The 22,287-nt window shown below is 73.6% G+C and carries 21 protein-coding genes and 1 pseudogene; 10 read left to right on the top strand and 12 right to left on the bottom strand.

All coding sequences use genetic code 11. The features are described 5' to 3' along the window. Window positions 1-21 precede the first annotated feature (21 nt). Complete coding sequence (locus tag IE313_RS23240) at window positions 22-915, top strand: helix-turn-helix transcriptional regulator (protein WP_189935390.1); 894 nt, start codon at window positions 22-24, stop codon at window positions 913-915. Window positions 916-955: 40 nt separating this feature from the next. Here IE313_RS23240 and IE313_RS35405 read toward each other — a convergent pair. The 4 genes and pseudogenes from IE313_RS35405 to IE313_RS23225 all read right to left on the bottom strand — a co-directional run. Then, window positions 956-1,042, bottom strand: a pseudogene (locus IE313_RS35405) (nuclear transport factor 2 family protein); the annotation flags it as partial. A gap of 16 nt (window positions 1,043-1,058) precedes the next feature. Beyond that, complete coding sequence (locus tag IE313_RS23235) at window positions 1,059-1,937, bottom strand: SMP-30/gluconolactonase/LRE family protein (protein WP_189935388.1); 879 nt, start codon at window positions 1,935-1,937, stop codon at window positions 1,059-1,061. Window positions 1,938-1,941: 4 nt separating this feature from the next. After that, window positions 1,942-2,712 carry an IclR family transcriptional regulator gene (locus IE313_RS23230; RefSeq protein WP_189935386.1) on the bottom strand — a complete coding sequence of 257 codons (771 nt, stop codon included), beginning with the start codon at window positions 2,710-2,712 and terminating at the stop codon, window positions 1,942-1,944. A gap of 613 nt (window positions 2,713-3,325) precedes the next feature. Then, entirely contained in the window at window positions 3,326-3,679 is a 354-nt protein-coding gene (locus IE313_RS23225; RefSeq protein WP_189935384.1) for a VOC family protein, read from the bottom strand. 315 nt (window positions 3,680-3,994) lie between these two features. On the opposite strand from IE313_RS23225, the gene IE313_RS23220 reads away from it, so the two are divergent. After that, on the top strand, window positions 3,995-4,675 hold the full coding sequence (locus tag IE313_RS23220) for a hypothetical protein (protein WP_229924875.1): 681 nt from the start codon (window positions 3,995-3,997) through the stop codon (window positions 4,673-4,675). Here IE313_RS23220 and IE313_RS23215 read toward each other — a convergent pair. Further along, a complete protein-coding gene (locus IE313_RS23215; protein WP_373317044.1) occupies window positions 4,659-5,624 on the bottom strand; it encodes an ATP-grasp domain-containing protein in 966 nt (321 codons plus the stop codon). The two genes, IE313_RS23220 and IE313_RS23215, sit on opposite strands and share 17 nt — an antisense overlap. A gap of 314 nt (window positions 5,625-5,938) precedes the next feature. On the opposite strand from IE313_RS23215, the gene IE313_RS23210 reads away from it, so the two are divergent. Next, window positions 5,939-7,036, top strand: coding sequence for a MerR family transcriptional regulator (locus IE313_RS23210; protein ID WP_189935363.1), 1,098 nt, complete (start codon window positions 5,939-5,941; stop codon window positions 7,034-7,036). 74 nt (window positions 7,037-7,110) lie between these two features. Here the strand turns inward: IE313_RS23210 and IE313_RS23205 are convergent, their stop codons facing one another. Then, complete coding sequence (locus IE313_RS23205) at window positions 7,111-7,809, bottom strand: hypothetical protein (RefSeq protein WP_189935361.1); 699 nt, start codon at window positions 7,807-7,809, stop codon at window positions 7,111-7,113. 310 nt (window positions 7,810-8,119) lie between these two features. Between IE313_RS23205 and IE313_RS23200 the strand changes: the two genes are divergently transcribed. Continuing rightward, a complete protein-coding gene (locus IE313_RS23200) occupies window positions 8,120-9,673 on the top strand; it encodes an acyl-CoA synthetase (RefSeq protein WP_189935359.1) in 1,554 nt (517 codons plus the stop codon). Between the two features lie 177 nt (window positions 9,674-9,850). On the opposite strand, the gene IE313_RS23195 is transcribed toward IE313_RS23200, so the two are convergent. Next, window positions 9,851-10,315, bottom strand: coding sequence for a winged helix-turn-helix transcriptional regulator (locus tag IE313_RS23195; RefSeq protein WP_189935357.1), 465 nt, complete (start codon window positions 10,313-10,315; stop codon window positions 9,851-9,853). 129 nt (window positions 10,316-10,444) lie between these two features. Here IE313_RS23195 and IE313_RS23190 point away from each other — a divergent pair, with 129 nt between their 5' ends. Then, a complete protein-coding gene (locus tag IE313_RS23190) occupies window positions 10,445-11,725 on the top strand; it encodes an MFS transporter (protein ID WP_189935355.1) in 1,281 nt (426 codons plus the stop codon). On the opposite strand, the gene IE313_RS23185 is transcribed toward IE313_RS23190, so the two are convergent. Further along, window positions 11,726-12,160, bottom strand: a complete 435-nt coding sequence (locus tag IE313_RS23185) for a hypothetical protein (RefSeq protein ID WP_189935353.1) — start codon at window positions 12,158-12,160, stop codon at window positions 11,726-11,728. It abuts the gene before it with no gap. Window positions 12,161-12,555: 395 nt separating this feature from the next. Here IE313_RS23185 and IE313_RS23180 point away from each other — a divergent pair, with 395 nt between their 5' ends. After that, window positions 12,556-13,122 (top strand): MarR family winged helix-turn-helix transcriptional regulator, encoded by a 567-nt coding sequence (locus tag IE313_RS23180; protein ID WP_229924874.1) that lies wholly within the window; start codon window positions 12,556-12,558, stop codon window positions 13,120-13,122. 46 nt (window positions 13,123-13,168) lie between these two features. Here the strand turns inward: IE313_RS23180 and IE313_RS23175 are convergent, their stop codons facing one another. Beyond that, a complete protein-coding gene (locus IE313_RS23175) occupies window positions 13,169-14,530 on the bottom strand; it encodes an MFS transporter (RefSeq protein ID WP_373317043.1) in 1,362 nt (453 codons plus the stop codon). Between the two features lie 264 nt (window positions 14,531-14,794). Here IE313_RS23175 and IE313_RS23170 point away from each other — a divergent pair, with 264 nt between their 5' ends. The 3 genes from IE313_RS23170 to IE313_RS23160 all read left to right on the top strand — a co-directional run bounded on the left by IE313_RS23170 (window position 14,795) and on the right by IE313_RS23160 (window position 17,150). Next, window positions 14,795-15,835 (top strand): rod shape-determining protein, encoded by a 1,041-nt coding sequence (locus tag IE313_RS23170; protein ID WP_189935349.1) that lies wholly within the window; start codon window positions 14,795-14,797, stop codon window positions 15,833-15,835. A 105-nt stretch (window positions 15,836-15,940) separates the two neighbouring features. Beyond that, window positions 15,941-16,672 (top strand): SDR family oxidoreductase, encoded by a 732-nt coding sequence (locus tag IE313_RS23165; RefSeq protein ID WP_189935347.1) that lies wholly within the window; start codon window positions 15,941-15,943, stop codon window positions 16,670-16,672. Window positions 16,673-16,781: 109 nt separating this feature from the next. Beyond that, complete coding sequence (locus IE313_RS23160; protein ID WP_189935345.1) at window positions 16,782-17,150, top strand: DUF8129 domain-containing protein; 369 nt, start codon at window positions 16,782-16,784, stop codon at window positions 17,148-17,150. Between the two features lie 36 nt (window positions 17,151-17,186). On the opposite strand, the gene IE313_RS23155 is transcribed toward IE313_RS23160, so the two are convergent. Then, on the bottom strand, window positions 17,187-18,086 hold the full coding sequence (locus IE313_RS23155) for an oxidoreductase (protein WP_189935343.1): 900 nt from the start codon (window positions 18,084-18,086) through the stop codon (window positions 17,187-17,189). 232 nt (window positions 18,087-18,318) lie between these two features. Here IE313_RS23155 and qcrB point away from each other — a divergent pair, with 232 nt between their 5' ends. Beyond that, window positions 18,319-19,947: a cytochrome bc1 complex cytochrome b subunit gene (gene qcrB, locus IE313_RS23150; protein WP_189935341.1), complete on the top strand. Its 1,629-nt coding sequence runs from the start codon at window positions 18,319-18,321 to the stop codon at window positions 19,945-19,947. 26 nt (window positions 19,948-19,973) lie between these two features. Here qcrB and ctaF read toward each other — a convergent pair whose 3' ends face one another. Both ctaF and ctaD read right to left on the bottom strand, forming a co-directional pair. Beyond that, window positions 19,974-20,363, bottom strand: a complete 390-nt coding sequence (gene ctaF / locus IE313_RS23145; RefSeq protein ID WP_189935339.1) for an aa3-type cytochrome oxidase subunit IV — start codon at window positions 20,361-20,363, stop codon at window positions 19,974-19,976. Beyond that, entirely contained in the window at window positions 20,360-22,102 is a 1,743-nt protein-coding gene (ctaD, locus tag IE313_RS23140; protein ID WP_189935337.1) for an aa3-type cytochrome oxidase subunit I, read from the bottom strand. Before ctaD ends, ctaF begins: the two co-directional genes overlap by 4 nt. Window positions 22,103-22,287 lie beyond the last annotated feature (185 nt).

The following is a 22,287-nucleotide window of genomic DNA, read 5'->3' as shown; positions in this document are numbered from 1 at the left end:
GGACGGGCTTACGGTGAGGGGATGGCTACGGTGGATCTACGCACCGAGATCCGGGAGTTCCTCAGTTCGCGTCGCGCCCGCATCGCACCCGAGCAGGCGGGCCTGCCCGCTTACGGCGGCAACCGTCGGGTCAAAGGTCTGCGCCGCGAGGAGGTAGCGCTACTGGCGGGCGTATCGGTCGACTACTACGTGCGCATGGAGCGCGGCAGCCTCGCTGGTGCCTCCGATGGCGTGCTCGACGCGTTGGCCTCTGCCTTGCAACTCGACGAAGCCGAGCGCGACCACCTGTTCCACCTCGCGCGCCAGTCCACGGTCCCCAGCAGCCCACGCCGGCGGAGGCCTGCCGTGACGGTGCGCCCGACGCTGCAGCAGGTGCTCGACGCGATCTCCGATGCGCCGGCCTGGATCAGTAGCGGCCGTTACGACGTGCTCGCCATGAATCAACTCGCTCGCGCGCTGTATTCACCGGTGCTGGCCGACCCGCGACGGCCCGCGAACGCAGCGCGGTTCGTCTATCTGAGCCCCGAGGCGGCCAGAGATTTCTTTGTCGACTACGACCGAATTGCCGGTGACGTGGCCGCGAAGCTGCGCATGGAATCCGGCCGCAATCCGCACGACGAGGAGCTGATTGCCCTGGTCGGCGAACTGTCGACGTGCAGTGAGCTGTTTCGGCAGCGGTGGGCATCTCAGGACGTGCGGCTGCACCGGTCCGGCCGCAAGCGTGTGCGCCATCCGATCGTCGGCCGGCTCGACCTGGACGTCGAGTCCCTGGTATTGCCCACCGAACCCGGCCTGCACCTCAACGTCTACACCGCACCTGCGGGCACACCGACCGCTGACAATCTAGCGCTCCTGGCGTCGTGGGCGGCCACCCAACAGACGCTGGCGACCGAGCTCGAAGCACACAACGGATAGTCCAACCCCTTCAGCCGTCACCTCACTGACCGCTACACGACATCCGCCGGGACAAGCGGTCCACCGGCCGAGAACCGAAGTATGCACGCAGGGCTTCCCGACCCTCGATCCGGCGCCCGTCATATGGCAATTCCACACCTGTTTCAGCCCGCGAAGGACGGCTGCGGCAGGCCCCGGCCCGCGTCAGGGACCACCAGCAGCGACCCGGACAGCGGGTGCGGGGCGCTGAGCCCGGCGCGGGCGGTGGTGATGTAGAGGTCGGTGAGGCCGGCGCCGCCGAAAGCGGCCGCCGTGGGCCGCCGCACCGGCAGCTCCACCACGCGGTCGAGCCGGCCGGCCGGCGTGTATCGGCGCACCGCCGCGCCGTCCCAGAGCGCCACCCACACACAGCCTTCCGCGTCGACGGTGAGCCCGTCCGGGAACCCGGCGCCCTCCTCGACGGTGGCCAGCTCCCGCCGGCCGGTGACCCGTGCGCCGCCGTCCGCCACGTCGAAGACGTCGATGCGGCGGGTGGGGGTGTCGATGTAGTACATCAGGCGCCCGTCGGGGCTCCAGCCGATGCCGTTGCTGACGGTGACCCCGTCGAGGACACGGGTCGCGGTGCCGTCGGGGGCGATGCGGGTCAGGGAGCCGCGCCCCGGCGCCTCGCCGTAGTCCATGGTGCCGGCCCACAGCGAGCCGTCCGGGCCGACCGCCGCGTCATTGCCGCGTACGCCGGGCACCGGTGCGCGGTGCAGCCAGCGGAAGGCACCGGGCGGGCCGTCGCCGCCGGGGCCCGCGGGGGCGTAGGCGCCGACACCGTCGCGGAGGTTGACGACCAGGCCGCCGCCCGCGCGGGGCTTGGCCGCGCCCACGTGCTGCTCGGTGGCCCAGACCGTGCGGCGGCCGGAGACGGGGTCGAAGCCGTGGACCCGGGCGCCGAGGATGTCGACCCAGATCAACCGCCGGGCGGCCGGATCCCAGGTGGGGCCCTCGCCGAGGGTGGCCCGGGCCGGTACGGCGACCTCGAAAGCGCTGCCCATCACCTCACACCCCCCGGTACCCGAGTCGCTCCGACAGGTCGGCGGCGCCCTTGGCGGCGAGCCTCGCCAGCTCCGCGCGCCGCTCGTCGCTCCAGCGGCTCATCGGCACGGAGATCGACAGCGCGGCGACGACCCGTCCCGAGCGGTCGCGCACGGGGGCCGCCACGCAGCTCACGTCCGGGTTCGACTCACGGCTTTCGACCGCGGTGCCGCGGGCCCGGATCTCCACGAGTGCGGTGCGCAGCGCGGCCGGGTCGGTGATGCTGTTCGGCGTCATCGCGCTGAGGCGGGCGTCGTCCGGGATCCGCGCGGCGAGTTCGGCCTCCGGGAGCGAGGCCAGCAGCATCTTGCCGACCGAGGTGCAGTGCGCGGGCAGCCTGCGGCCCGCGGCGGATACCATCCGCACCGCGTGGGTGGAGTCCACCTTGGCGATGTAGATGACGTCGGTGTCCTCCAGGATGGCGACGTGCACCGTCTCGTCGCAGGTCTCCGCGACCAGCCGGGCCACCTGCCGGCCCTCCGCCGCCAGGTCGAGCTGTTCCGCGTAGCGGCTGCCGAGCTGGTAGGGGCGGACGCCCAGCCGGTAGCGGCCCGGTGTGTCCGGCAGGGGCACGAGGTAGGAGCGGGCGACCAGTGTGGTCACCAGCTCGTGCACGGTGGTGCGGGGCAGTTGCAGCTTGCGGACGATCTCGGGCGCGGACAGGGTGCCGTCGCCGTCGAGGAAGAGCTCCAGGATGTCCAGAGCCCGGGTGACTGCGGGTACGAGGCGTCCCATGGCGCCAGCCCCCTCCCTGCGCGGTTCGATATTTCAACGGATGATCGGAATGACGAACGACCGCCGCCAGCGTAGGCCGCGCCCCGGCACCCCGGCAATGCCCCCCCTTGACGGCGCCCGGCCCCGCCCCGGTACCGCACACCGGCCAGTGGCCCGGCCGCGATCGGGGCAGCCCCCTCAGGACGGTGACGACCTGTCCGGCCCCGGCGGGCCTCCTCGCGTGGCTTCCCGCGCCCCCGCCCGGCGGGGCCGCTGCCCCGCACAGGGCCCGGGGCACTGGACCGGGGCGGCTTCTCGCCGCGGTGGAGCTGGACGGCGGGGCGCTGGTCGGCACGGCGGAGCTGTGGGCGCCGACGACCACAACCGGTACGCCCGCATCCTCCCTTGGGCCCGGGGCGTCGCGGGATCCGCTCCCCCGGCCTCGCGGAAGCCGGTCCCCCAGGCCGGTACGGGAGTCCTGCTCCTTCCACGACCCGGTGCCACGGCCCGCCCGCACTCCGCGCCGCACCACCTCCGCGCCGCACCACCTCCGCGCCGCACCACCTCCGCGCCGCACCACCTCCGCGCGGCGCACCCACGCGTACCCGACCGTCGGCCCCCTCCGACGTGAGCCCTACTGGCGCCGCCGGCCGAGGACGCAGAACTCGTTGCCCTCGGGGTCCGCCAGTACGACCCACGACTGATCACCCTGGCCGATGTCCACACGCTGTGCGCCGTGGGCCACCAGACGGGCCACCTCCGCGTCCTGGTCGTCGGGCCTGAAGTCGAGATGCAGCCGGCTCTTGGCCTTCTTGCCCTCGTCGAGCCGGACGAAGTCCAACCCCGGCAGACGGTCCGGCTCCGGGCGGATCTCGAACTCGTCGTCGGAGGAGTGCACCACGACCCAGCCGAGAGCCGTGGCCCACCATTGCCCCAGGGCCACCGGATCTGCCGAGTGGACGATTACCTGTTCCCATTCCAAGGCCATCCGCCGAGCTTAGACGTGCCGGGGCTGCGCACAACAGGGATCAGGAACCCTCCCTGACCGGGCGGAACGCGAGCGCCTCCCCCTCTCGCGGAGCCGACGCCATCCGTAGGCGCGGCGCACACCGGCAGACGTATTCCGCGAACCCGCCGGTTCGCCGGCACGGCCGCCGGACACGGCCGCGGCAGTTCCCCGGGACGGTCGGAACCCGACGGGCGGAACCCGACGGGCGGACCGGGCGGGCGCGCCGTCGGGGCCCGGGGCCCGGGGCCCGAGGCCGGGGGCCGGGGGCCGGGGCCCGAGGGGAGAATGGGCAACATGCCCCCTGCGCCCTTCACCCCCCTGCACTTCCAGCTCGTGCTGCTGCGCCGGATGGCCGACCACCAGCCGGACCTCGTCGAGGACGCCCGGCGCGCACTGGGCGCGTCGAGGGAGGAGATGCGCGAGGCCAACCGGCGCTGGCAGGCCATGGTCCGCTCGCCGAGGGGGCGGTCCGCGGCGGGCCGCTACCGCTCCGTGCTCGGTGCGCCCGAGGCCCGGCAGCCCAGGCGGATCGGAGACCTGGACTGCGAGGCCCTGCTGTGGCCCGTACCGCTGTGGCCCACGCTCCGCTTCGAGGTGCTGCTCGCTCCGGACGGTGCGGTGTGGAACGACTGGCTGGTACGCGCCCCGGGCGCGCCGGCCCCCCGGCTGCGCACCATCGCGGACCTGCGCCCCTGGTCCTGCACGGTCGACGAGGTGGCCCGCGCCTTCGCCCCGGCCCGCCCGATGGAGGGCACCGCACCGACGCGCTGGCGGCTGGCGTTCACGGCCCCCCTCGACGCGGTACCGCGGGAGCGTGGGGCCGCGCCCCCGGAGGCGGCACCCCGGACGGTCGCACCGCACAGGGCCGCACGCCCCGAGGACGTCTCCGCAGCGGCGCGGGAGCCCGCCGGGGCGAGGCGGTGCGTGGCGGAGTTCACCTGGGGGCTGCTGCAACGGGTCAGTGCGGACGGATGACGGCGGCCGCCTTGAGGACGCCCTCCACGACCTGGGACAGGGAGCCGGGGTGGACGGAGAGGAAGAGGTTGGGCTCGACCAGCTCCAGTTCCATCACGCGCGGCCGTCCGTCGGCCCCGTCGACGAGGTCCACGCGCGCGTACAGCAGCTCGGGTGCGCCGGGCACGGCGGCGAGGGCGCGCTCTGCGACGTCCAGTTCGGCCCGGGTCGGCTCCCACGGCCGCGGATCGGGATGGGCGTTCTTCTTCGCGTCGTAGGCCGTTTGGGGCACGAGCACGGCGCCCTTGCGGATGGCGTGCAGCAGCCGTCCGCCGAAGAACAGCAGGGCGCGCTCGCCGGTGGTGTCGATCCGCCGCACGTACGGCTGCACCATCGCGGTCAGCCCGTCGGCGGCCAGCCTGGCGAGGTGCTGCCCGGCCGCCTCGGCCGCGCCGGGATCCGCGGTCCGGTAGCGGGCGGCGTACCGTCCGCCCGCACCGGCCGTCGGCTTGATCACGTACTCGCCGCCGTCCGGCTCCCCCGGCTCTTCCGGCCCCTTCCAGTTCCCCGGCTCCCCCGGCTCCCAGGGCCGCGCGCCCGCGGCGATGTCCTCGGGCGACAGATACCGGGTCCGTACGACCGGCACTCCGGCCGCGGCCAGATCGCCGAGGTAGCGCTTGTCGGTGTTCCAGCGCACCACCTGCGGCGGATTAACGAGCCTGGTGAGCGCCCCGCACCGGTCGGCCCAGGCCGTGAAGGCGTCGGTGCGCCAGGTGTAGTCCCAGGTCGAGCGGATCACCGCAAGGTCGTAGGACGCCCAGTCGATCGCCGGATCGTCCCAGCAGACGGCGTCCGCCTCGGCCCCCGCCTCGCCCAGCGCCCGCCACAGGCCCGGCAGGTCGGGATCGACCCGCACCCCCGGCTGCGGCCGGCAGGTGACCAGCGCGATCCTGCTGCGTGCGGGTATCACGGCATCCTCCTGCCAGGGTGTCCAGTAGGTCCGCCGGAAGGCTAGCAACCGGCGCGCCCCGCACCGCCCGGGGCCCGGCCCCGCCCGGGGCCCGGGCCCACCACCGCACGGCCGCGCTTGACCTTCCCCCTCGGGCAAGCCGCAGCATCGGTGGCGCCGGGCGAGGGCCCGGTGAGAGGGGACGCCAGGAGCAGGAGGGGGAGCGGGTGGACGGGCAGTCGCGGGGCGGATCGGCAGGTGCCGGGAGCACGGAACGGGGCGGTGCCGGCGGGAGGCCCGCGGACGTGCCCGCGGGCGCCGGGCGGGACGCGCCCGTGCTGACGATCGGAGTCTTCGCACGGGCGGCGCGGCTCTCCCCGAAGGCGCTGCGGCTCTACGACGAGCTGGGCCTGCTGCGTCCGGCCCGCGTCGATACGGCCACCGGCTACCGCTACTACGCGGTGGGCCAGCTCGAACAGGCCCGGTTGGTGGCGTGGCTGCGCCGGCTCGGCATGCCGCTGGAGCGGATCCGGCGGGTGTGCGCGGCCGGGTCCGCCGCGGCGGCCCACGAGGTCGCGGCGTTCTGGGCGGACGTCGAGGCTGACACCGCCGCCCGCCGCGCACTGGCGTCCTTCCTCGTCGAGGAGCTGTCACGAAAGGACACCGTCATGACCCGCGATCCCGATCTGCCGGTACCCGCCGCGCCCTTGCGGCTCAGCTACGCGGCACTCACGGACACCGGTCTCATCAGGCCGGACAACCAGGACGCGGTGTACGCCGGTTCACGGGTGCTCGCCGTCGCGGACGGCTTCGGGCCCGGCGGCGCGCCCGCCTCCAGTGCCGCGGTGGCCGCCCTGGGCGCCCTGGAGGACACGGCGCGCTCCGTGCCGGCGGGCCAGGTGCTCAACCTGTTGGACGACGCGGTGCGGGACGCCGCCCGGGCGGTGCGGGAGGCGGCGGGCGCCGGTGCGGCACCGGATGAGCAGGGCACCACGCTGACCGCGCTGGTGTGGACCGGGTCGGAACTGGCGCTGGTGCACATCGGCGACTGCCGCGCCTACCTGCTCCGCGACGGCGGCCTGTTCCGGATCACCACCGACGACACCCTCGTCCAGTCGATGGTCGACGAGGGGCGGCTCACGCCCGCCGAGGCCGCCGCCCACCCGCAGCGGTCCCTGCTCCTCAAGGCGCTGACGGCGGGCGCGGCACACGTCCCGCGGGTGTGGCTGCGGCAGGCGGGGGCCGGCGACCGGTATGTGCTGTGCTCCGACGGGGTGACCACGGCACTGCCCGAGGGGGAGCTGCGGGATGTGGTCGCCGCGGCGGCCACCCCCGAGGACGCCACCCGCGACCTGGTCGGCCGGGTCCGCGCGGCCGGGGCGCCGGACAACGTGAGCTGCGTGGTGGCCGACGTCGAGCCGGCCGCGGCCTGAGACGGACCCCGGCGGGCCGGGCCCCACGCCCCGCACACCGCATACCGCATACCGCATCCCACCCGCCGCGGGCACTATCCCCGGGCCACGCCGTCCCGGCGCGGCAGCGGATACCCGATCTCGACCGCGTCCTCGGTGAGGTCGACCAGCGTCAGCCCCGGATTGAGGACGCCGACCACCTCCTCGGTGAGGGGGTGGCCGGCGTAGACGTGGCGGACCGCGGACAGGGCGACCGGAACCTCGTAGTAGTCCTCGGCGAAGCGCCGGAACGCCTCTGGAGAGCGGTCGGTGAGCAGGTGGAAGAGGGATCCGGAGCCGTCCGGGTCGCCCGAGCCGTCGTCCGGGAAGTCGATGGTGCCGGTCCGCCAGGCGTCGTCGCCCGGGGCGCGCCACAGACAGGCGGTGACGACCGGTGTGCCGTCCTCGTCCGTGAAGGCGGGCTCCGTGACGTACGCGCGGAAGGCGTCGGGCACCTCGTCGAGGACGCCCGGCCACGGCCCGTCGCCGGCGAGGCCCGCATAGGGGCTCATCACCGACTCGTGCGCGAAACCGCGGACGTACGCCCCGGCGGGTGAGAAGACGACGGCGTACTCGTCGCCGGAGCCGTTGGTCATGGAGGCCATCTCCTCCGTCGCCGACCAGTGGGCGTCGAAGGCGTGGGCGCGGTCGGCGCGGTCGGGGTTCAGCACCGCCTCCAGCATCGCCAGGGCACGGCAGTGGTCGCGGAGCACGTCCGTCGCGGGCAGCAGCCGTGCAACATCGTGAACGGTCATGCGGCCATCCAAGCGCACCCGGATGACGCCCCGATGCCGAGCCCCGCACCACCCGTGCCGCCGACCGGCCGGCACCCCGTACCGTGGCGTCGGGCGACCGGCCGCCGTACGGCGAATCGGCGCACCGCACAGGCGGCGCACCGCACCCCACAGGCAACGCACAGCACAGGCAACGCACGACACGGCACCCCACAGGCAACGCACAGCACAAGCAACGCACGGCACCGCACCACACCGCACCGCACCGCACCGCACCGCACCGGCAGCACGCCGCCCCGGCGGCACACCGCACGACGACAAGGAGTACCGCGTGAGCCCCCTCCTCCCGGCCGTGGCGGCCGGTGCCGACCGCCCGGCCCTCAGCTTCGGCTCCCGGACCCTGAGTTACGCGGCCCTGCGCACCGCGGCGCTCGGCCTCGCGGTCCGGCTCGGGGGCAAGGAGCGCGTCGCCATCTGGGCGACGCCCACGCTGGAGACCGCGGTGGCCGTGGTGGGCGCGCTGCTCGCCGGAGTCTCGGTGGTGCCGCTGAACCCGCGCTCCGGCGCCGGCGAGCTGGCCCACATCGTGTCCGACAGCGCACCGGCCCTGCTGCTCGCCGCTCCGGGCGAGCAGCTCCCGGACGCGCTGGCCGGCCTCCCCCGCACCGACGTCGACACGGCGGCGGTGGCCACCACCGCCGCGGCCCCGCTGCCCGAACCCGACGCCGCCGCACCGGCGTTCGTCGTCTACACCTCCGGCACCACCGGGCCGCCGAAGGGCGTGCTCATCCCGCACCGGGCCGTCGCGACGACCCTGGACGCGCTCGCCGCGGCCTGGCGGTGGACCGGCGACGACGTGCTGGTGCACGGGCTGCCGCTGTTCCACGTGCACGGCCTGATCCTCGGCGTCCTCGGCCCCCTGCGGCGCGGCGGTGCGCTACGGCACCTGGGCAGGTTCAGCACCGAGGGCGTGGCGCGGGAACTGGCCGACGGCGCGACCATGCTGTTCGGGGTGCCCACCATGTACCACCGCATCGCCCAGGCGCTGCCGGACGACCCGGCGCTCGCCCGGGCGCTGGCCGGTGCCCGGCTCCTGGTGTCCGGCTCCGCGGCGCTGCCCGTGCACGACCACCGGCGGATCACGGCGGCCACGGGCCGCACCGTCATCGAGCGGTACGGCATGACCGAGACGCTGATGAACACCAGCGTCCTGCCGGGCGCGGAACCGCGGCCCGGCACCGTCGGCGTGCCGCTGCCCGGGGTCGAGCTGCGGCTCGTGGACGAGGCGGGCGAGGTGATCGCGGGCGCCGGGACGGCGGACGGCACGCCCCGTGCGACGGACGGCACGCCGGGCGCCGGGGGCCGCACGCCGGGCGTCGCGGACGGCACCCCCGGCGGGCCGGGCGCGGGCCGGGACGCCGAGGAGGTCGGCGAGATCCAGGTGCGCGGCCCCAACCTCTTCACCGGCTATCTGAACCGGCCCGACGCCACCGCCGCCGCCTTCACCGAGGACGGCTGGTTCCGCACCGGTGACATGGCGGTGCTCGATCCGGACGGCTCCGTACGGATCGTGGGCCGCAAGGCGACCGACCTCATCAAGAGCGGCGGTTTCAAGATCGGCGCAGGAGAGATCGAGAACGCGCTCCTCGAACACCCCGCGGTGCGCGAGGCGGCGGTGACCGGCGAGCCCGACGACGACCTCGGCGAACGGGTGGTCGCCTGGGTGGTGCCCGAGGACCCCGCGGCCCCGCCCACCGCGGCCCAGCTCGCCGACCACGTCAGCACCCGGCTCGCCCCCCACAAGCGGCCCCGCGCGGTGCGCTACCTGGACGCCCTGCCCCGCAACGACATGGGGAAGATCATGAAACGCGCGCTGGGCCGCTGACGGGCTCTCCCGCCCCCCGCTTCGACCCGCGGGCGACCGCCCCGCCGTTGGGCCGCGGGCGACCGCCCCGCCGGTGGCCCGCCCGCGGCCCGGCCTGCCCGCGGGCGGCCGGGCGGCCGGGCGGCCTCACGGTGCTCCGCTCGACCGGTGGGCACCCGTGCCCGTCCGCCCCTGGGCTCAGTCGAGTACGGGATCGGCGAACCGCCGTGCCGTGAGCCGCGCCGGCGGCACCCGGTCGCCCTCCGCGGTCACGAAGGCCAACTGCGCCACCGTCCCCGAGTCCTCGGAGGTGAACCGCGGCGAGGTGCCGTCGGGCCGCGGACGGTAGGCGCGCCCCCAGGCCGCCAGCGCCGCGATGACCGGGGTCAGACTGCGTCCGGCCTCGGTCAGGACGTACTCGTCGCGAGCCCGCACCCCCGGTTCCCGGTAGGTCCGCCGCTCCATCAGCCCCTCCTCGACGAGCAGCGCCATCCGCTTGGCCAGGATGTTCGGCGCGATCCCCAGCGCCTCCCTGAACTCCTGGAAGCGGGTCGATCCCGCCACGATCGCCTCGCGGATGATCAGCAGGGTCCAACTGTCCCCGAACACGTCGAGGCTCCGCGCGATGGAGCAGGTCGAGTCCTTGCCGAGCACCTTGTTCATGCCGCAAGTCTAGCGTTGAGTTGCGCGAAGCTATCCAGCCCGGCTAGGTTGCCCAGTGAAATCCAGCCATCGAGCTCCCGCCGTCGACAGCGGTCCCTCCCTCCTTCCGCCACCTTCCGGAGTCCCCCCATGCCCTCCCTCGGAAACCGCGCCGGCTTCTGGACCGCCGGCGCGGTCGTCGCACTCGCGTTGTGGACGAGCGCGTGCCCGACCATGACCTACCCGCTCTACCAGGCCGACTGGGGGGTCTCGACGACCACCATCACCTGGATCTTCGCCGCCTATCCGATCACCCTGATCCCCGTGCTCGTCGCCTTCGGCGACCTCTCCGACCACATCGGCAGACGGGCCTCCATACTGCTCGGCCTCGCCGCCGAGTTCATCGGGGTACTGCTCTTCGCACTGGCGGGCGACGTCGTCTGGCTCCTGGCCGGCCGGGCCTTCATGGGGCTCGGCGTGGGACTGGCCATCAGCCCCGCCAGCGTGGCCATGGTCGAGTTCAGCGCCCCTGGCCAGGAGAAGCGCGCCGGCGCCGCCAGCACGGCCGTATCGGCCCTCGGCATCGGCCTGGCGATGGTGGTCGGCGGCGCCCTGACCGAGTACGCGCCCTTCCCGCTCCACCTGAACTTCTACGTCCTGGCCGCCACGATCGCGGCCACGGCCTGCCTGGTGGCCCGGATGCCGCACCACACCCCGGACGAGACGAGGCAGCGGTGGCGCGTCCGGCCCGTCGTCATCCCCCGCGGCAGCCGCACCGTCTTCGTCGCCGGCGCGATCGCCTTCGCCTCGTCCTTCCTGCTCGGGGCGATCGTCCTGCCGCTCGGCGCGAAGATCGCCCAGCAGCTCGCCGGATCGACCAACGCCCTGGTCACTGGCGCCCTGCTGGCCGTCTTCGCGGCGTGCGTCACACTCTTCGCGCTGCTGGCCCGGCGGATCCACGTCTGGCTCCTCGTGGTCCTCGGGGCGGCGGGATCGCTCGCGGCGGTGTGGCTCTTCGTCGTCACGGGCGCGGTGCACTCGCTGACGGTCTTCTTCCTCGCCTCGGCCGTCGCCGGTGCCGCCTACGCATTCGACTTCGCGGGCGGGCTGATGGTCCTCAGCCGGTACGCCGCCCCCCACCACCGGGCGAGCATGGTGTCGGGCGGCTATCTCGTCGGTTACGCCGCCCAGGGCATCGGGGCGCCCGCGCTCGGCGCCGTCGTCACCGCCCACGGGCTGATGTCGGGCCTGCTGACCGGGGCGACCGCGTTCGGCGCCTTCTTCGTCCTCGCCCTCGTCGGGGGGCTCACCACCCTCGCACCCCTGCACCGGGCGGCACGCCGCAGCGAGGTGCACCGAGCCGGCCGCGCCGCCGCCCCGGGCACCGCACCGGCGGGGGAATCCTCCCGCGAGGCGGAGGTGGGCGGCTGATCAGGGCCTCGACCCCGCCACGGCGTCGCGCGGCGTCACGGACGAGAGGCGGCCCGCGGTCCGGTGGCGGCCGACGAGCGCCACGGCGCTGAGGGTCGCCGCGACCACCCAGGCGACCGGCCCCGCCAGGCCGGGCCACCACGGCGCATAGCCGGGCACGAGGACGAAGAGGACGAACGGGATGTCCAGCAGTGCCACCATGGTGAAGTTGAGCCAGAAACCCACCCTGGAGTTGCGCCAGTTCATCGTGAGGCCGACGACGATGGCGACGACGGCCCCGGCCATGATGTTCCAGGCGTCCTGGAAGACGCGCCCCTGGACCATGCCCGGGTCCTGCGACTGCCCCAGCCGCAGCAGGCCGTACGCCGCGTTGATGTGCAGGAGGCCCCAGATGACGTAGCAGAGCGCTGCGGCCCTGGCGACAAGCCGATGCATGTTCCACTCTCCCTGTTTCTTGGCACCTTCGCGCCTTCGCGCCCTCACGCCTTCGCGTCTTGGCTCTTGGCTTCCCGGCGTCTTCGTGTCTTCGCGTCTTCGCGTCTTCGCGTCTTCGTGTTGCCTGCCGCGGTGCGTGTGCGCGCCGCCGCCCATGCGGTGCCGGTGCGTAGGGGCGTTCGCGCCGGGGACGGCACGGGACCCCCGGCTTCTCCTCACCGGACGGGTTGTACAACATTAATCTTTCCATCTAGCTTTTCCTAAAGCTAGATAGCCAGAGGTGACCGTCCCGTGACACACGACACAGGCAGGGTCCGCCCGGCGCCGCGCCGGGCGGACCCTTGGACGAAAGCCTTCGGTACAGTCACTCCGTCCGGCGGAAGGAGATGAGAGGTGTGAGCGGAGGCAGCGGTCCGACCGGCCGCGATCGCGTGGACGGCCTCGCGGACGCGTGGCGCCGCGAGATGCCGAGCGTGGCGGTGCGCGAGTTCGAGCTCATCAAGCGGACCGCGCGACTCCACGCCCTGCTGGAGGAGACGCTCCTGGCCGAACTCGCCGCGTTCGACCTCACGAGGGCCGAGTACGACGTGCTGTCGACCCTGCGGTCCCTGGGTCCCCCCTACCGGATGCGCCCGACCGATCTGCGGCACCGCCTGGTGCTCTCCTCCGGCGGCACCAGCAACGTCCTGCGCCGGCTGCACACGGCGGGCCTCGTGCGGCGGGAGCCGGACGAAAGCGACGGCCGCGGCTCCGTCGTGACCCTCACCCAGGCCGGCATCGACCTCACCCACGCCCTGGTACCCGCCACCATCGCCGCACAGGCGAAGGCGTTCGGGAACGTTGCCGACGACACCGCCGCCGCGGCGTCCAACGCGCTGCGCGAGGTCCTGCTCGCCCTCGGCGACCGCGAGCCCGCGCCGGAAGGCGGCCGCCGCGGGCGGTCCCCCGGCCGGACGTCATGAGCGGACCGCCCCGGACGCCGGCCCGGCGCCGCCCCGCACGCCCGGCTCACGCCTGCGGTGACCGCGCGTCGTAGCGTGCGAAGCCCCGCCAGATCAGCCCGAGCCCCGTCACCGCGAGGACGCACAGCAGGCCGCCTCCGGTGATCGCGACCGTCGGCGAGGCGAGGTCGCCCACCGAGCCGGCCAGGAAGTCGCCGAGCCGTGGGCCGCCGGCGACCACGACGATGTAGACGCCCTGGAGCCGCCCGCGCAGCTCGTCCGGGCTGGCCGCCTGCATCATCGTGTTGCGCAGCACCATGGAGAAGGTGTCGGAGCAGCCGGCCACCGCCAGGAAGAACAGGCCGAGCGGCAGGCTCCGGGTCAGGCCGAAGGCGGCGACGGCGACACCCCAGCCGGCCACCGAGAGCAGGATCACCAGGCCGTGCCGGTGCATCCGCCCCAGCCAGCCGGAGAACACCGAGCCGACCAGCGCCCCCACCGCGGGCGCGGCCACCAGCAGACCGGTGGTGCCGGCGTCCCCGCCGAACCAGAGCGCGGCGACCGCGGGGAAGAGCGCCTTCGGGCTGGCCAGCACCATCGCGCACATGTCGGAGAAGAAGTTCATCCGGATGTTGGGCCGGGTGGCCAGGAAGCGCAGCCCGTCCAGGACCGAGGCGCGCCTGCGCCTGCCGTCCGCCCGCTCCGGGCGCATCGGGGGGAGCCGCCACATCGCGTAGAGCGAGGCGGTGAACACCACCGCGTCGATGAGGTACGCGGCCTGGTAGCCCCACAGGCCGACCACGACACCGCCGAGCATGGGCCCGAACATGGTGCCCGCCGTCATCGTCATGGAACCGAGGGCGTTGGCGGCGGGCAGTTGCTCGGCGGGCAGCAGCCGCGGCACCATCGCCGACCTGGCCGGCGAGTTCAGTGCCGCGCAGACGGCCTGCAACGCCACGATCGTGTACAGGAACCACACGTGCCGGAAGCCGGCGAGTGCGCCACCCGCGAGGATGAACGACAGCGCCCACAGGCCGAAGGACGAGTGGAGACCGAGCTTGCGGCGGTCCACGGTGTCCGCGATCGCGCCGCCGTAGAGCCCGAAGACGACGAGGGGGACGAGGGTGAAGAGACCGACGAGGCCCACCAGGAAGCTGGAGTGGGTGATGTCGTAGACCTGGAGCGAGATCGCGAGCGCGGTCATCGCCTGGCCGAGCCGGGAGACGGTGTCGCCGACCCACAGGCGCCGGTAGTCGGCGGAGGTGCGCAGCGGGGTCAGGTCGGCGAGGATGCGGCGCCTCGGGCCGGCGGGGGGCGGCACGGGCGGGGGCGCGGTGGCCGACGGGACGACGGCCTGCGGGGGGCCGGGTATCGGGCCGGCGTCGCGGGCGGCGCCGCTGTCTTCTTCTTCCGGGGCTCTGCTGGTCACACGGGATGCTAACAACGCCGTGCGAACGGCCCCGCGGAGTGCGTCCGCGCCACCCCGGGGGCGAGCGCCGGCGCGGCGTCGCGGGCGGGCCGTTCGGCGGGCCCCGCGTAGGCCGTCCGGGGGGCTTCCCGCGAAGATCACCCGTCCAGGGGCGCCCCACCCGGCTCATCCCATAGTGCGACTTTTGTCCTTTACCCGCACCATGCGAAGACGGGGCCACCTCCGTTGGCCCGCCACGGTCTTGCGCTCTCGGGAGGACCCGCCATGACCATCAGTGCCGGCCTGGAGCAGTTGCGCCGCTGCCATGTCGCCGTCGACCTCGGGGCCACCAGGACCCGTGTCTACGTGAAGGGCACCGGACTCGTCGTCGACCAGCCGAGCGCCGCCGCCGTCAACACCAGGACCGGGGCACTGATCGCGGTCGGCGAGCTCGCGGAGCAGATGACCGGCCGCACCCCGGGCTACATCCGGGTGGTGCGGCCGGTCTCCGGCGGCACCGTGGTCGACATCGAGGTGGGCCGGCGGATGCTGCGGGCCCTGCTCGGCGAGAAGGTGCGGCGTGCACTGCGCCGCAAGCCGCGGCTGAGGGCGGCCGTCTGTGTCCCGCACGACGCCGATCCGCTGGCCATGCGGGCGGCGACGGAGACGCTGCTGGGCCTCGGCGCCCGCCGGGTCGAGCTGGTGGACACGCTGATCGCGGCGGCCGTGGGCTGCGGCCTGCCGGTCGAGCGCGCCGAGGCGACCATGATCCTCGCGTGCGGTGCGGCCAGCACCCAGATCGCGGTGCTCTCGCTCGGCGCGGTGGTGACCGCCGACCGGGTGCCGGTCGGCGGTGACGCCATCGACCACGCGATCGTCCAGCACCTGCGGCAGCGGCACGAGCTGGTGCTGGCGTCCCAGTCGGTACGGCCGCTGCACCTCGCACTGTCCGGCGACGGCCCGGCGGCGGGGGCCGCGGTGGCCGAGATCCAGGGCACGGACGTGACCACGGGCCTGCCGCGGCTGGTGCGGGTGGACACCGCAGCGGTGCGCGAGGCGGTCCGCATGCCCCTGACCTCGGTGCTGGACGGCATCGGCAGGGTGCTGCGGGACTGCCCGCCGGACCTGGTGGCGGACCTCGCCGACCAGGGCGTGATGCTGGTCGGCGGCAGTGCGCTGCTACCCGGGCTCGACCGGACGCTGCACAACGCGACGGGGATGCCGGTGCGGATCGCCGAGCGGCCCGACGTGTGCGCGGTACTGGGCCTCGGTGCGCTGCTGGAGGGCAAGGTGCGGCCGATGGTCCTCGACCCGCTGGCCGGATAGCGCCGTGCGGGCCCGCCGCGCCGGGCAGGCGGCCCCGGGCCCACCACGCGGCGCCCCTCGCCGAGGAGGGCCGGCACCGTCGCGAACGGCAGATGCGGAGGACCCATGCCCGTCACCATCGAAGGCTCCCGTGTCCTGGTGACCGGCGCCGCCCGCGGCCTGGGGCGCGCCTTCACCGAGGAGTTGCTGCGGCGCGGCGCGGCCACCGTCTACGGCGGGGCCCGCGACCCCGCCGCGATCACGGTGCCCGGCGTGGTCCCGGTGCGGCTCGACATCACCGACGGGGCCGACGTCCGCGCGGCCGCGGGCCGCTGCTGCGACGTGGACGTCCTCGTCAACAACGCCGGCGTGATGAGCCTTTCCCCGCTGCTGTCCGCGCCGGGTACCGACCAGGCCCGCGCCCAGATGGAGACCAACTACTTCGGCACCCTCGCCATGTGCCGCGCCTTCGCGCCGGTGCTCGGCAAGAACGGCGGCGGAGCGCTGGTGAACATCCTCTCCGTCGTCGCCTGGTTCGCCATGCCGTTCAACAGCTCCTACTGCGCGTCGAAGTCCGCTGCCTGGTCCCTCACCAACGCGGCCCGCACCGAGCTGCGCCGCCAGGGCACGCTGGTCACCGGCGTCTTCGCCGGCCTCGTCGACACGGAGATGTCGGCCGCCGCGGGGGCGCCGAGGACCAGTTGCGAGAGCGTCGTCGCCCAGACCCTGGACGGGATCGAGGCCGGCGCCGAGGAGATCCTCGCCGACGACCGCTCCCGGGCGGTGAAGGCGGCCCTGCCGCACGACCTGACCGCCGTCTACCCGGCCCTCCAGAAGCTCTGGGACGCCTTCCACTAGCGGGCCCCGGGCGGCTTCCCGGCCCCGCTTTCGCGGCCCGTTTCCGCCGCCGCCGCGGGGGCACCCGTGGCCGGGAAGTGGCGGCACGTGCGAAAAGGAGCAGCGACAGATGAGCCAGCACGACCGGGGCACCGGCCACGATCCGCACTCCCTCCCGCTCGCCGACTACGACGAGCTGCCGCTCCCGGCGCTGGAGAGCCGCATCCGGCCACTGGGCCCCGCCGAGGTGCGCGAACTGCTCGACCACGAGAGGCGGCACGCGCGGCGCACCGGGGCCGTCGAGGTGCTGAAGGCACGGCTCGGCCAGCTCAAGTCCGGCAGCGAGCCGTCGTCGGGCGACCCGTCCGCGCCGCGTCCCGGTGCCGGGCACCACCGCGGGGGCTCGCCGGTCTCCCCGGCCACCTCCTCCGCGCCCGGCAGCCCGCCCCCGCACGGCACACCCGACCAGCCGGGCCGCCCGAAGGGCAACCGCGCCTAGGGCCTGCCGGCTGTCTCATGCCGGGCTCCCCCGCCGCTACGGTCGGTGGGCGGCGTCGAGCCGGCTCATCTCCTCGTCGGAGAGCCGCAGCGCGCCCGCCGCGACGTTCTCGACGAGGTGGTCCGGGTTGCCGGTGCCCGGGATCGCCAGCACGTGCGGGCCGCGCTGGAGCGTCCACGCCAGCCGGACCTGGGCCGGGGTGGCACCGTGCGCACGGGCGACGGCGGTCAGCTCCGGCGTCTCGGTGGTGTGCGCACCGCTTTCGCGGCCCTCGCCCGCGATCGCGAAGAACGGCACGAACGCCACGCCCTGCGCACCGCAGAGCGTCAGGAGGTCGTCCGCCTCCGGGCGCCGGGAGTCGAGGCTGTAGCGGTTCTGGACGCAGACCACGGGTGCGATGGCCCGGGCCTCCTCCAGGTGGTGCGCCCGCACGTTGGACAGGCCCAGGTGCCTGATGAGCCCGGCGTCCCTGAGGTCCGCCAGGGCGCCGAAGTGCTCCGCCAGGGAAGGGGCCCCGTTGCTGCGCAGGTTGACCACGTCCAGGTGGTCCCGGCCGAGCTGGCGGAGGTTCTCCTCCACCTGGCCGCGCAGTTGCTCGGGCCGCGCCCACGGCAGCCACCCGCCGGACGGGTCCCGGCCGGGGCCGACCTTGGTGGTGATGACCAGGTCGTCGGGGTAGGGGGCGAGGGCGCTGTTGATCAGCTCGTTCGCGGAGCGCAGCGAGGAGAAGTAGAACGCGGCGGTGTCGATGTGGTCGACACCGAGGTCCACCGCCCGGCGCAGCACCGCGATCGAGCGGTCGCGGTCGGCGGGCGAGCCGCCGAAAGCGGCGCCGCTGCTGGTCAGACGCATGGCGCCGAAGCCTATGCGGTGGACGGTGCGGTCGCCGAGGCGCCAGGTGCCCGCTGCCTCCGCGGTGATCGTCTGTGAGGTCATGGGCGGGAGTGTCGCACAACGCATCCCCGGCGAACCGGTCACCGCATGCCATACCACCGTCGTCAAGAAACCCTGGGAGCCCCGCGCCCGTCGCGCCGCGCGCTGTGCGCTGTGCGCTGTGCGCTGTGCGCTGTTTCGCCTAACGGCCTGGTTGACCGGGCCGCCCAGGGGTTAACCATGTGCACGCGTGGGGCCGCGAGGCAGGCAGGGCGGACGGGACGGAGGACGGTACATGCTGCTGCGGCGGCGCAGGGAGGGACTGCGGGCCCGGGCAGGGGAGACCGCGGTCACCGGCTTCGAGGTGCTGGACCGCAGACTGCCGGCGGCCGAGGCCGGCCGGCTGCTGCGCAAGGCGTTCCCCGACCACTGGAGCTTCCTGCTCGGCGAACTCGCGCTGTACAGCTTCGTGGTGCTGCTCCTGACCGGTGTCTACCTGACGCTGTTCTTCGACCCGAGCATGCGCGAGACCGTGTACCGCGGCAGCTACCTGCCGCTGCGCGGGCAACTGATGACGCAGGCCTACACCACGACGCTGCACATCTCCTTCGACATCCGCGGCGGGCTGCTGATCCGTCAGATCCACCACTGGGCCGCGCTGGTGTTCCTCGCCGCGATCGGGGTGCACATGCTGCGGATCTTCTTCACCGGCGCCTTCCGCCGGCCCAGGGAGGGCAACTGGACGATCGGCGTGACGCTGTTCCTGCTGGCCCTCCTGGAGGGTTTCTGCGGCTACTCGCTGCCGGACGACCTGCTGTCCGGCACCGGCCTGCGCACCGCGTACACGATCGTCACCTCGATCCCGGTGGTGGGCACCTACCTCGGCTTCCTCGCCTGGGGCGGCGAGTTCCCCGGGCACATCATCATCCCGCGCCTGTACATCACCCATGTGCTGTTCGTGCCGGGGCTGCTGGTCCTGCTGATCGCGGCGCACCTGGTCCTGGTGGTCTACCTGAAGCACACCCAGTGGGCCTCGCGCGGCAGGACCAACCGGAACGTGGTGGGCGCCCCGCTCTTCCCGCACTTCACGGCCAAGTCCTCGGGGCTGTTCATGATGGTGTTCGGGGTGCTCGCGCTCCTGGCCGCGCTGGCCCAGATCAACCCGGTGTGGGCCTACGGCCCCTATGTCGCCGACCAGATCGCCACCGGTGCGCAGCCGGACTGGTACGTCGGCTTCCTGGAGGGCGCGCTGCGTCTGATGCCGCCCTGGGAGAACTCCTTCGCCGGGCACACCCTGATGTGGAACGTGTTCGTACCGGCGGTGCTGCTGCCCGGCCTGCTCTTCATGGTGCTCTTCCTCTACCCGCTCTTCGAGAAGTGGGTCACGGGCGACCACCTGGAACACCACCTGTGCGACCGGCCGCGCGACCGGCCGGTGCGCACCGGGTTCGGGGTCGCGGGCATCGTGTTCTACGCCGTGCTGCTGCTGGCCGGCGGCAACGACGTCATCGCGTACTCCTTCAGGATCTCCGTCAACGCGCTCACGTGGATCTTCCGCATCGCCGTCGTCGCGGCCCCGGTCGTCGCCTTCGCCCTGACGAAACGGCTCTGCCTGGCGCTCCAGGCCCGTGAGCGCCGGGTGCTCACCGAGGGCGTGGAGACCGGCTGCGTACGGCAGAGCGTGTACGGCGGCATCAGCGAGGACCACCGGCCCGCGCCCGCACCGCGCCTGTACCGCTTCCTGGTGCGCGAGCTGCCCCGGCCGCTGCCCGCGCCCGGCGCGCGGGCCCCGCGCCGCCGCCGGCTGCGGGCCGCCCTGAGCACCTGGTACTACCGGGACAGGGTGGAGCTGCCGGTCACGCCAGAGCAGCGCAGGCACGTGGACGAGGCGCTGGCCGAGCCGGCCGTCGAGGGCAGGCGGTGAGGGCAGGCGGTGAGGGCGCGGCCCCTTCAGTCGAAGCGGCGCACGTACTCGAAGACCAGCCCGAGCACACCGGCCAGCAGCACCCCGACGCCGATCAGGAGGAGCCACAGGCCGTGCACCACGCCGAGCGCGGCGAGCCCCGCGCCGATCGCGGTCAGCACCGGGTAGGGGCTCTGCGGCGGGAAGAAGTCCAGCGGTCCCGCCCGCTCGGCGACCTCGGACGTCTTGGAGTCCTCCGGCCTGCTGCCCAGTCGCTGGTAGGTGCGGGCGAAGAAGAAGGCGATCAGGGAGGCCATCAGGAACGAGACGATGAGCGCGGCCGTGCCCGCGGGCTCCCTCGACCATCCCGCGTAGACGGCACCGGTGACGAGGAAGAAGCCCGCCACGACGGTGAACAGGTATGCCTCGGCCTTCATTCGCGCCACTCCTCGTACTGGCCGCGCCAGCCGCCCGCCCGCCGCTCCGTGTCGGGCGTGGGCCGCTGTGGAACACGCCCGCTCAGCAGTGCGCCGACCTCCGGATGGCGCAGGTCGAAGGCGGGCGAGTCGGAGCGGATGGGCGGCAGCGCGTGGAAGTTGTGCCGGGGCGGCGGGCAGGACGTCGCCCATTCCAGCGACCGCCCGTAGCCCCACGGGTCGTCCGTGGCCACCTTCGGCGACCGGGCGGTCCTTGCGACGTTGTAGAGGAAGGGCAGCGTGGAGAGCCCCAGCAGGAAGGCGCCGACGGACGAGACGGTGTTGAGGACGGTGAAGTGGTCGGCGGCGAGGTAGTCCGCATAGCGGCGGGGCATGCCCTCCTCGCCGAGCCAGTGCTGTACGAGGAAGGTGGTCTGGAAGCCGGTGAACAGCGTCCAGAAGTGGATCTTCCCGAGCCGCTCGTCGAGCATCCGCCCGGTCCACTTGGGCCACCAGAAGTAGAAGCCGCCGAACATGGCGAAGACCACCGTGCCGAACAGCACGTAGTGCAGGTGCGCCACGATGAAGTACGAGTCGGTGACGTGGAAGTCCAGCGGCGGCGAGGCGATCAGGACGCCGCTGAGCCCGCCGAGCAGGAAGGTCACGAGGAAGCCCACCGCCCACAGCATCGGTGTCTCGAAGGAGAGGCTGCCCCGCCACATCGTGCCGACCCAGTTGAAGAACTTCACTCCGGTCGGCACCGCGATGAGGAACGACAGCAGGGAGAAGAACGGCAGCAGCACGGCGCCGGTGGCGAACATGTGGTGCGCCCAGACGCTGGCGGAGAGCATCGTGATGGCGATGGTCGCGCCGACCATGCCCACGTAGCCGAAGATCGGCTTGCGGCTGAAGACCGGGATGATCTCGGTGACGATGCCGAAGAAGGGCAGCGCGACGATGTAGACCTCGGGGTGCCCGAAGAACCAGAAGAGGTGCTGCCACAGGATCGCCCCGCCGTTCGGCGCCTCGAAGATGTGCGCGCCGAACTTGCGGTCCGCCTCCAGCGCGAGCAGCGCCGCCGTCAGCACCGGGAAGGCGAGCAGCGCGAGGATGGCCGTGAACAGGACGTTCCAGGTGAAGATCGGCATCCGGAACATGGTCATCCCGGGCGCCCGCAGGCACACGATGGTGGCGACGAAGTTCACGGACCCGAGCGTGGTGCTCAGCCCCGCCAGCACCAGCCCCATGGCCCACAGGTCGCCGCCCTGGCCCGGTGAGCGCACGGCGCTGTTGAGCGGCGCGTACGCGAACCACCCGAAGGCCGCGGCGCCGCCGGGCACCACGAAACCGGAGACCACGATCACCGCGCCGAACAGGAAGAGCCAGTACGTCAGCGCGTTCAGCCGCGGGAAGGCGACGTCGGGCGCGCCGATCTGCAACGGCATCACGGCGTTGGCGAACCCGGCGAACATCGGCGTGGCGAACAGCAGCATCATCACGGTGCCGTGAATGGTGAAAAGCTGGTTGTACTGCTCCACGCTGACCACCTGGATGCCGGGCCGGGCGAGCTCCGCCCGCATCAGCATGGCGAGCACCCCGGCCAGCAGGAAGAAGCCGAACGCGGTCGCCATGTACATGTTGCCGATGACCTTGTGGTCGGTGGTGACGAGGTAGCCCAGCAGCCGGGTCCCGGCACGGGTGTCCCGGTCGGCCCCGGCCCTGGGGGCGGGCCGCACCTCCTCCTGGTCGAGCTGCGTCATCCCACCTCCCGCGGCACGCCGGTGCCGCGTTTCCCTAGCCGGACCGGGCGGCGGGCAAACGTGCGCTGGGCCATCCGGCCCATCTGGCTCATCCGGTGCGCGGGCGCGGCGGCCGGGAGCCCGTCGCCGCCGGACGGGTCGTTGAAGAGACAACAGGAAAGTTGCGGGCCCCGGCCTGAAGATGG

This window comes from Streptomyces sulfonofaciens, assembly GCF_014656295.1.
Classification (GTDB): domain Bacteria; phylum Actinomycetota; class Actinomycetes; order Streptomycetales; family Streptomycetaceae; genus Streptomyces; species Streptomyces sulfonofaciens.
This window is presented reverse-complemented; position numbering and strand designations above follow the sequence as displayed.

Bases quoted from the DNA above. Each gene is read 5' to 3' on its own strand.
- IE313_RS23240 (WP_189935390.1), top strand. From the start codon at position 22: ATGGCTACGGTGGATCTACGCACCGAGATCCGGGAGTTCCTCAGTTCG.
- IE313_RS23235 (WP_189935388.1), bottom strand. From the start codon at position 1,937: ATGGGCAGCGCTTTCGAGGTCGCCGTACCGGCCCGGGCCACCCTCGGC.
- IE313_RS23230 (WP_189935386.1), bottom strand. From the start codon at position 2,712: ATGGGACGCCTCGTACCCGCAGTCACCCGGGCTCTGGACATCCTGGAG.
- IE313_RS23225 (WP_189935384.1), bottom strand. From the start codon at position 3,679: ATGGCCTTGGAATGGGAACAGGTAATCGTCCACTCGGCAGATCCGGTG.
- IE313_RS23220 (WP_229924875.1), top strand. From the start codon at position 3,995: ATGCCCCCTGCGCCCTTCACCCCCCTGCACTTCCAGCTCGTGCTGCTG.
- IE313_RS23205 (WP_189935361.1), bottom strand. From the start codon at position 7,809: ATGACCGTTCACGATGTTGCACGGCTGCTGCCCGCGACGGACGTGCTC.
- IE313_RS23195 (WP_189935357.1), bottom strand. From the start codon at position 10,315: ATGAACAAGGTGCTCGGCAAGGACTCGACCTGCTCCATCGCGCGGAGC.
- IE313_RS23190 (WP_189935355.1), top strand. From the start codon at position 10,445: ATGCCCTCCCTCGGAAACCGCGCCGGCTTCTGGACCGCCGGCGCGGTC.
- IE313_RS23185 (WP_189935353.1), bottom strand. From the start codon at position 12,160: ATGCATCGGCTTGTCGCCAGGGCCGCAGCGCTCTGCTACGTCATCTGG.
- IE313_RS23170 (WP_189935349.1), top strand. From the start codon at position 14,795: ATGACCATCAGTGCCGGCCTGGAGCAGTTGCGCCGCTGCCATGTCGCC.
- IE313_RS23165 (WP_189935347.1), top strand. From the start codon at position 15,941: ATGCCCGTCACCATCGAAGGCTCCCGTGTCCTGGTGACCGGCGCCGCC.
- IE313_RS23160 (WP_189935345.1), top strand. From the start codon at position 16,782: ATGAGCCAGCACGACCGGGGCACCGGCCACGATCCGCACTCCCTCCCG.
- IE313_RS23155 (WP_189935343.1), bottom strand. From the start codon at position 18,086: ATGACCTCACAGACGATCACCGCGGAGGCAGCGGGCACCTGGCGCCTC.
- qcrB (WP_189935341.1), top strand. From the start codon at position 18,319: ATGCTGCTGCGGCGGCGCAGGGAGGGACTGCGGGCCCGGGCAGGGGAG.
- ctaF (WP_189935339.1), bottom strand. From the start codon at position 20,363: ATGAAGGCCGAGGCATACCTGTTCACCGTCGTGGCGGGCTTCTTCCTC.
- ctaD (WP_189935337.1), bottom strand. From the start codon at position 22,102: ATGACGCAGCTCGACCAGGAGGAGGTGCGGCCCGCCCCCAGGGCCGGG.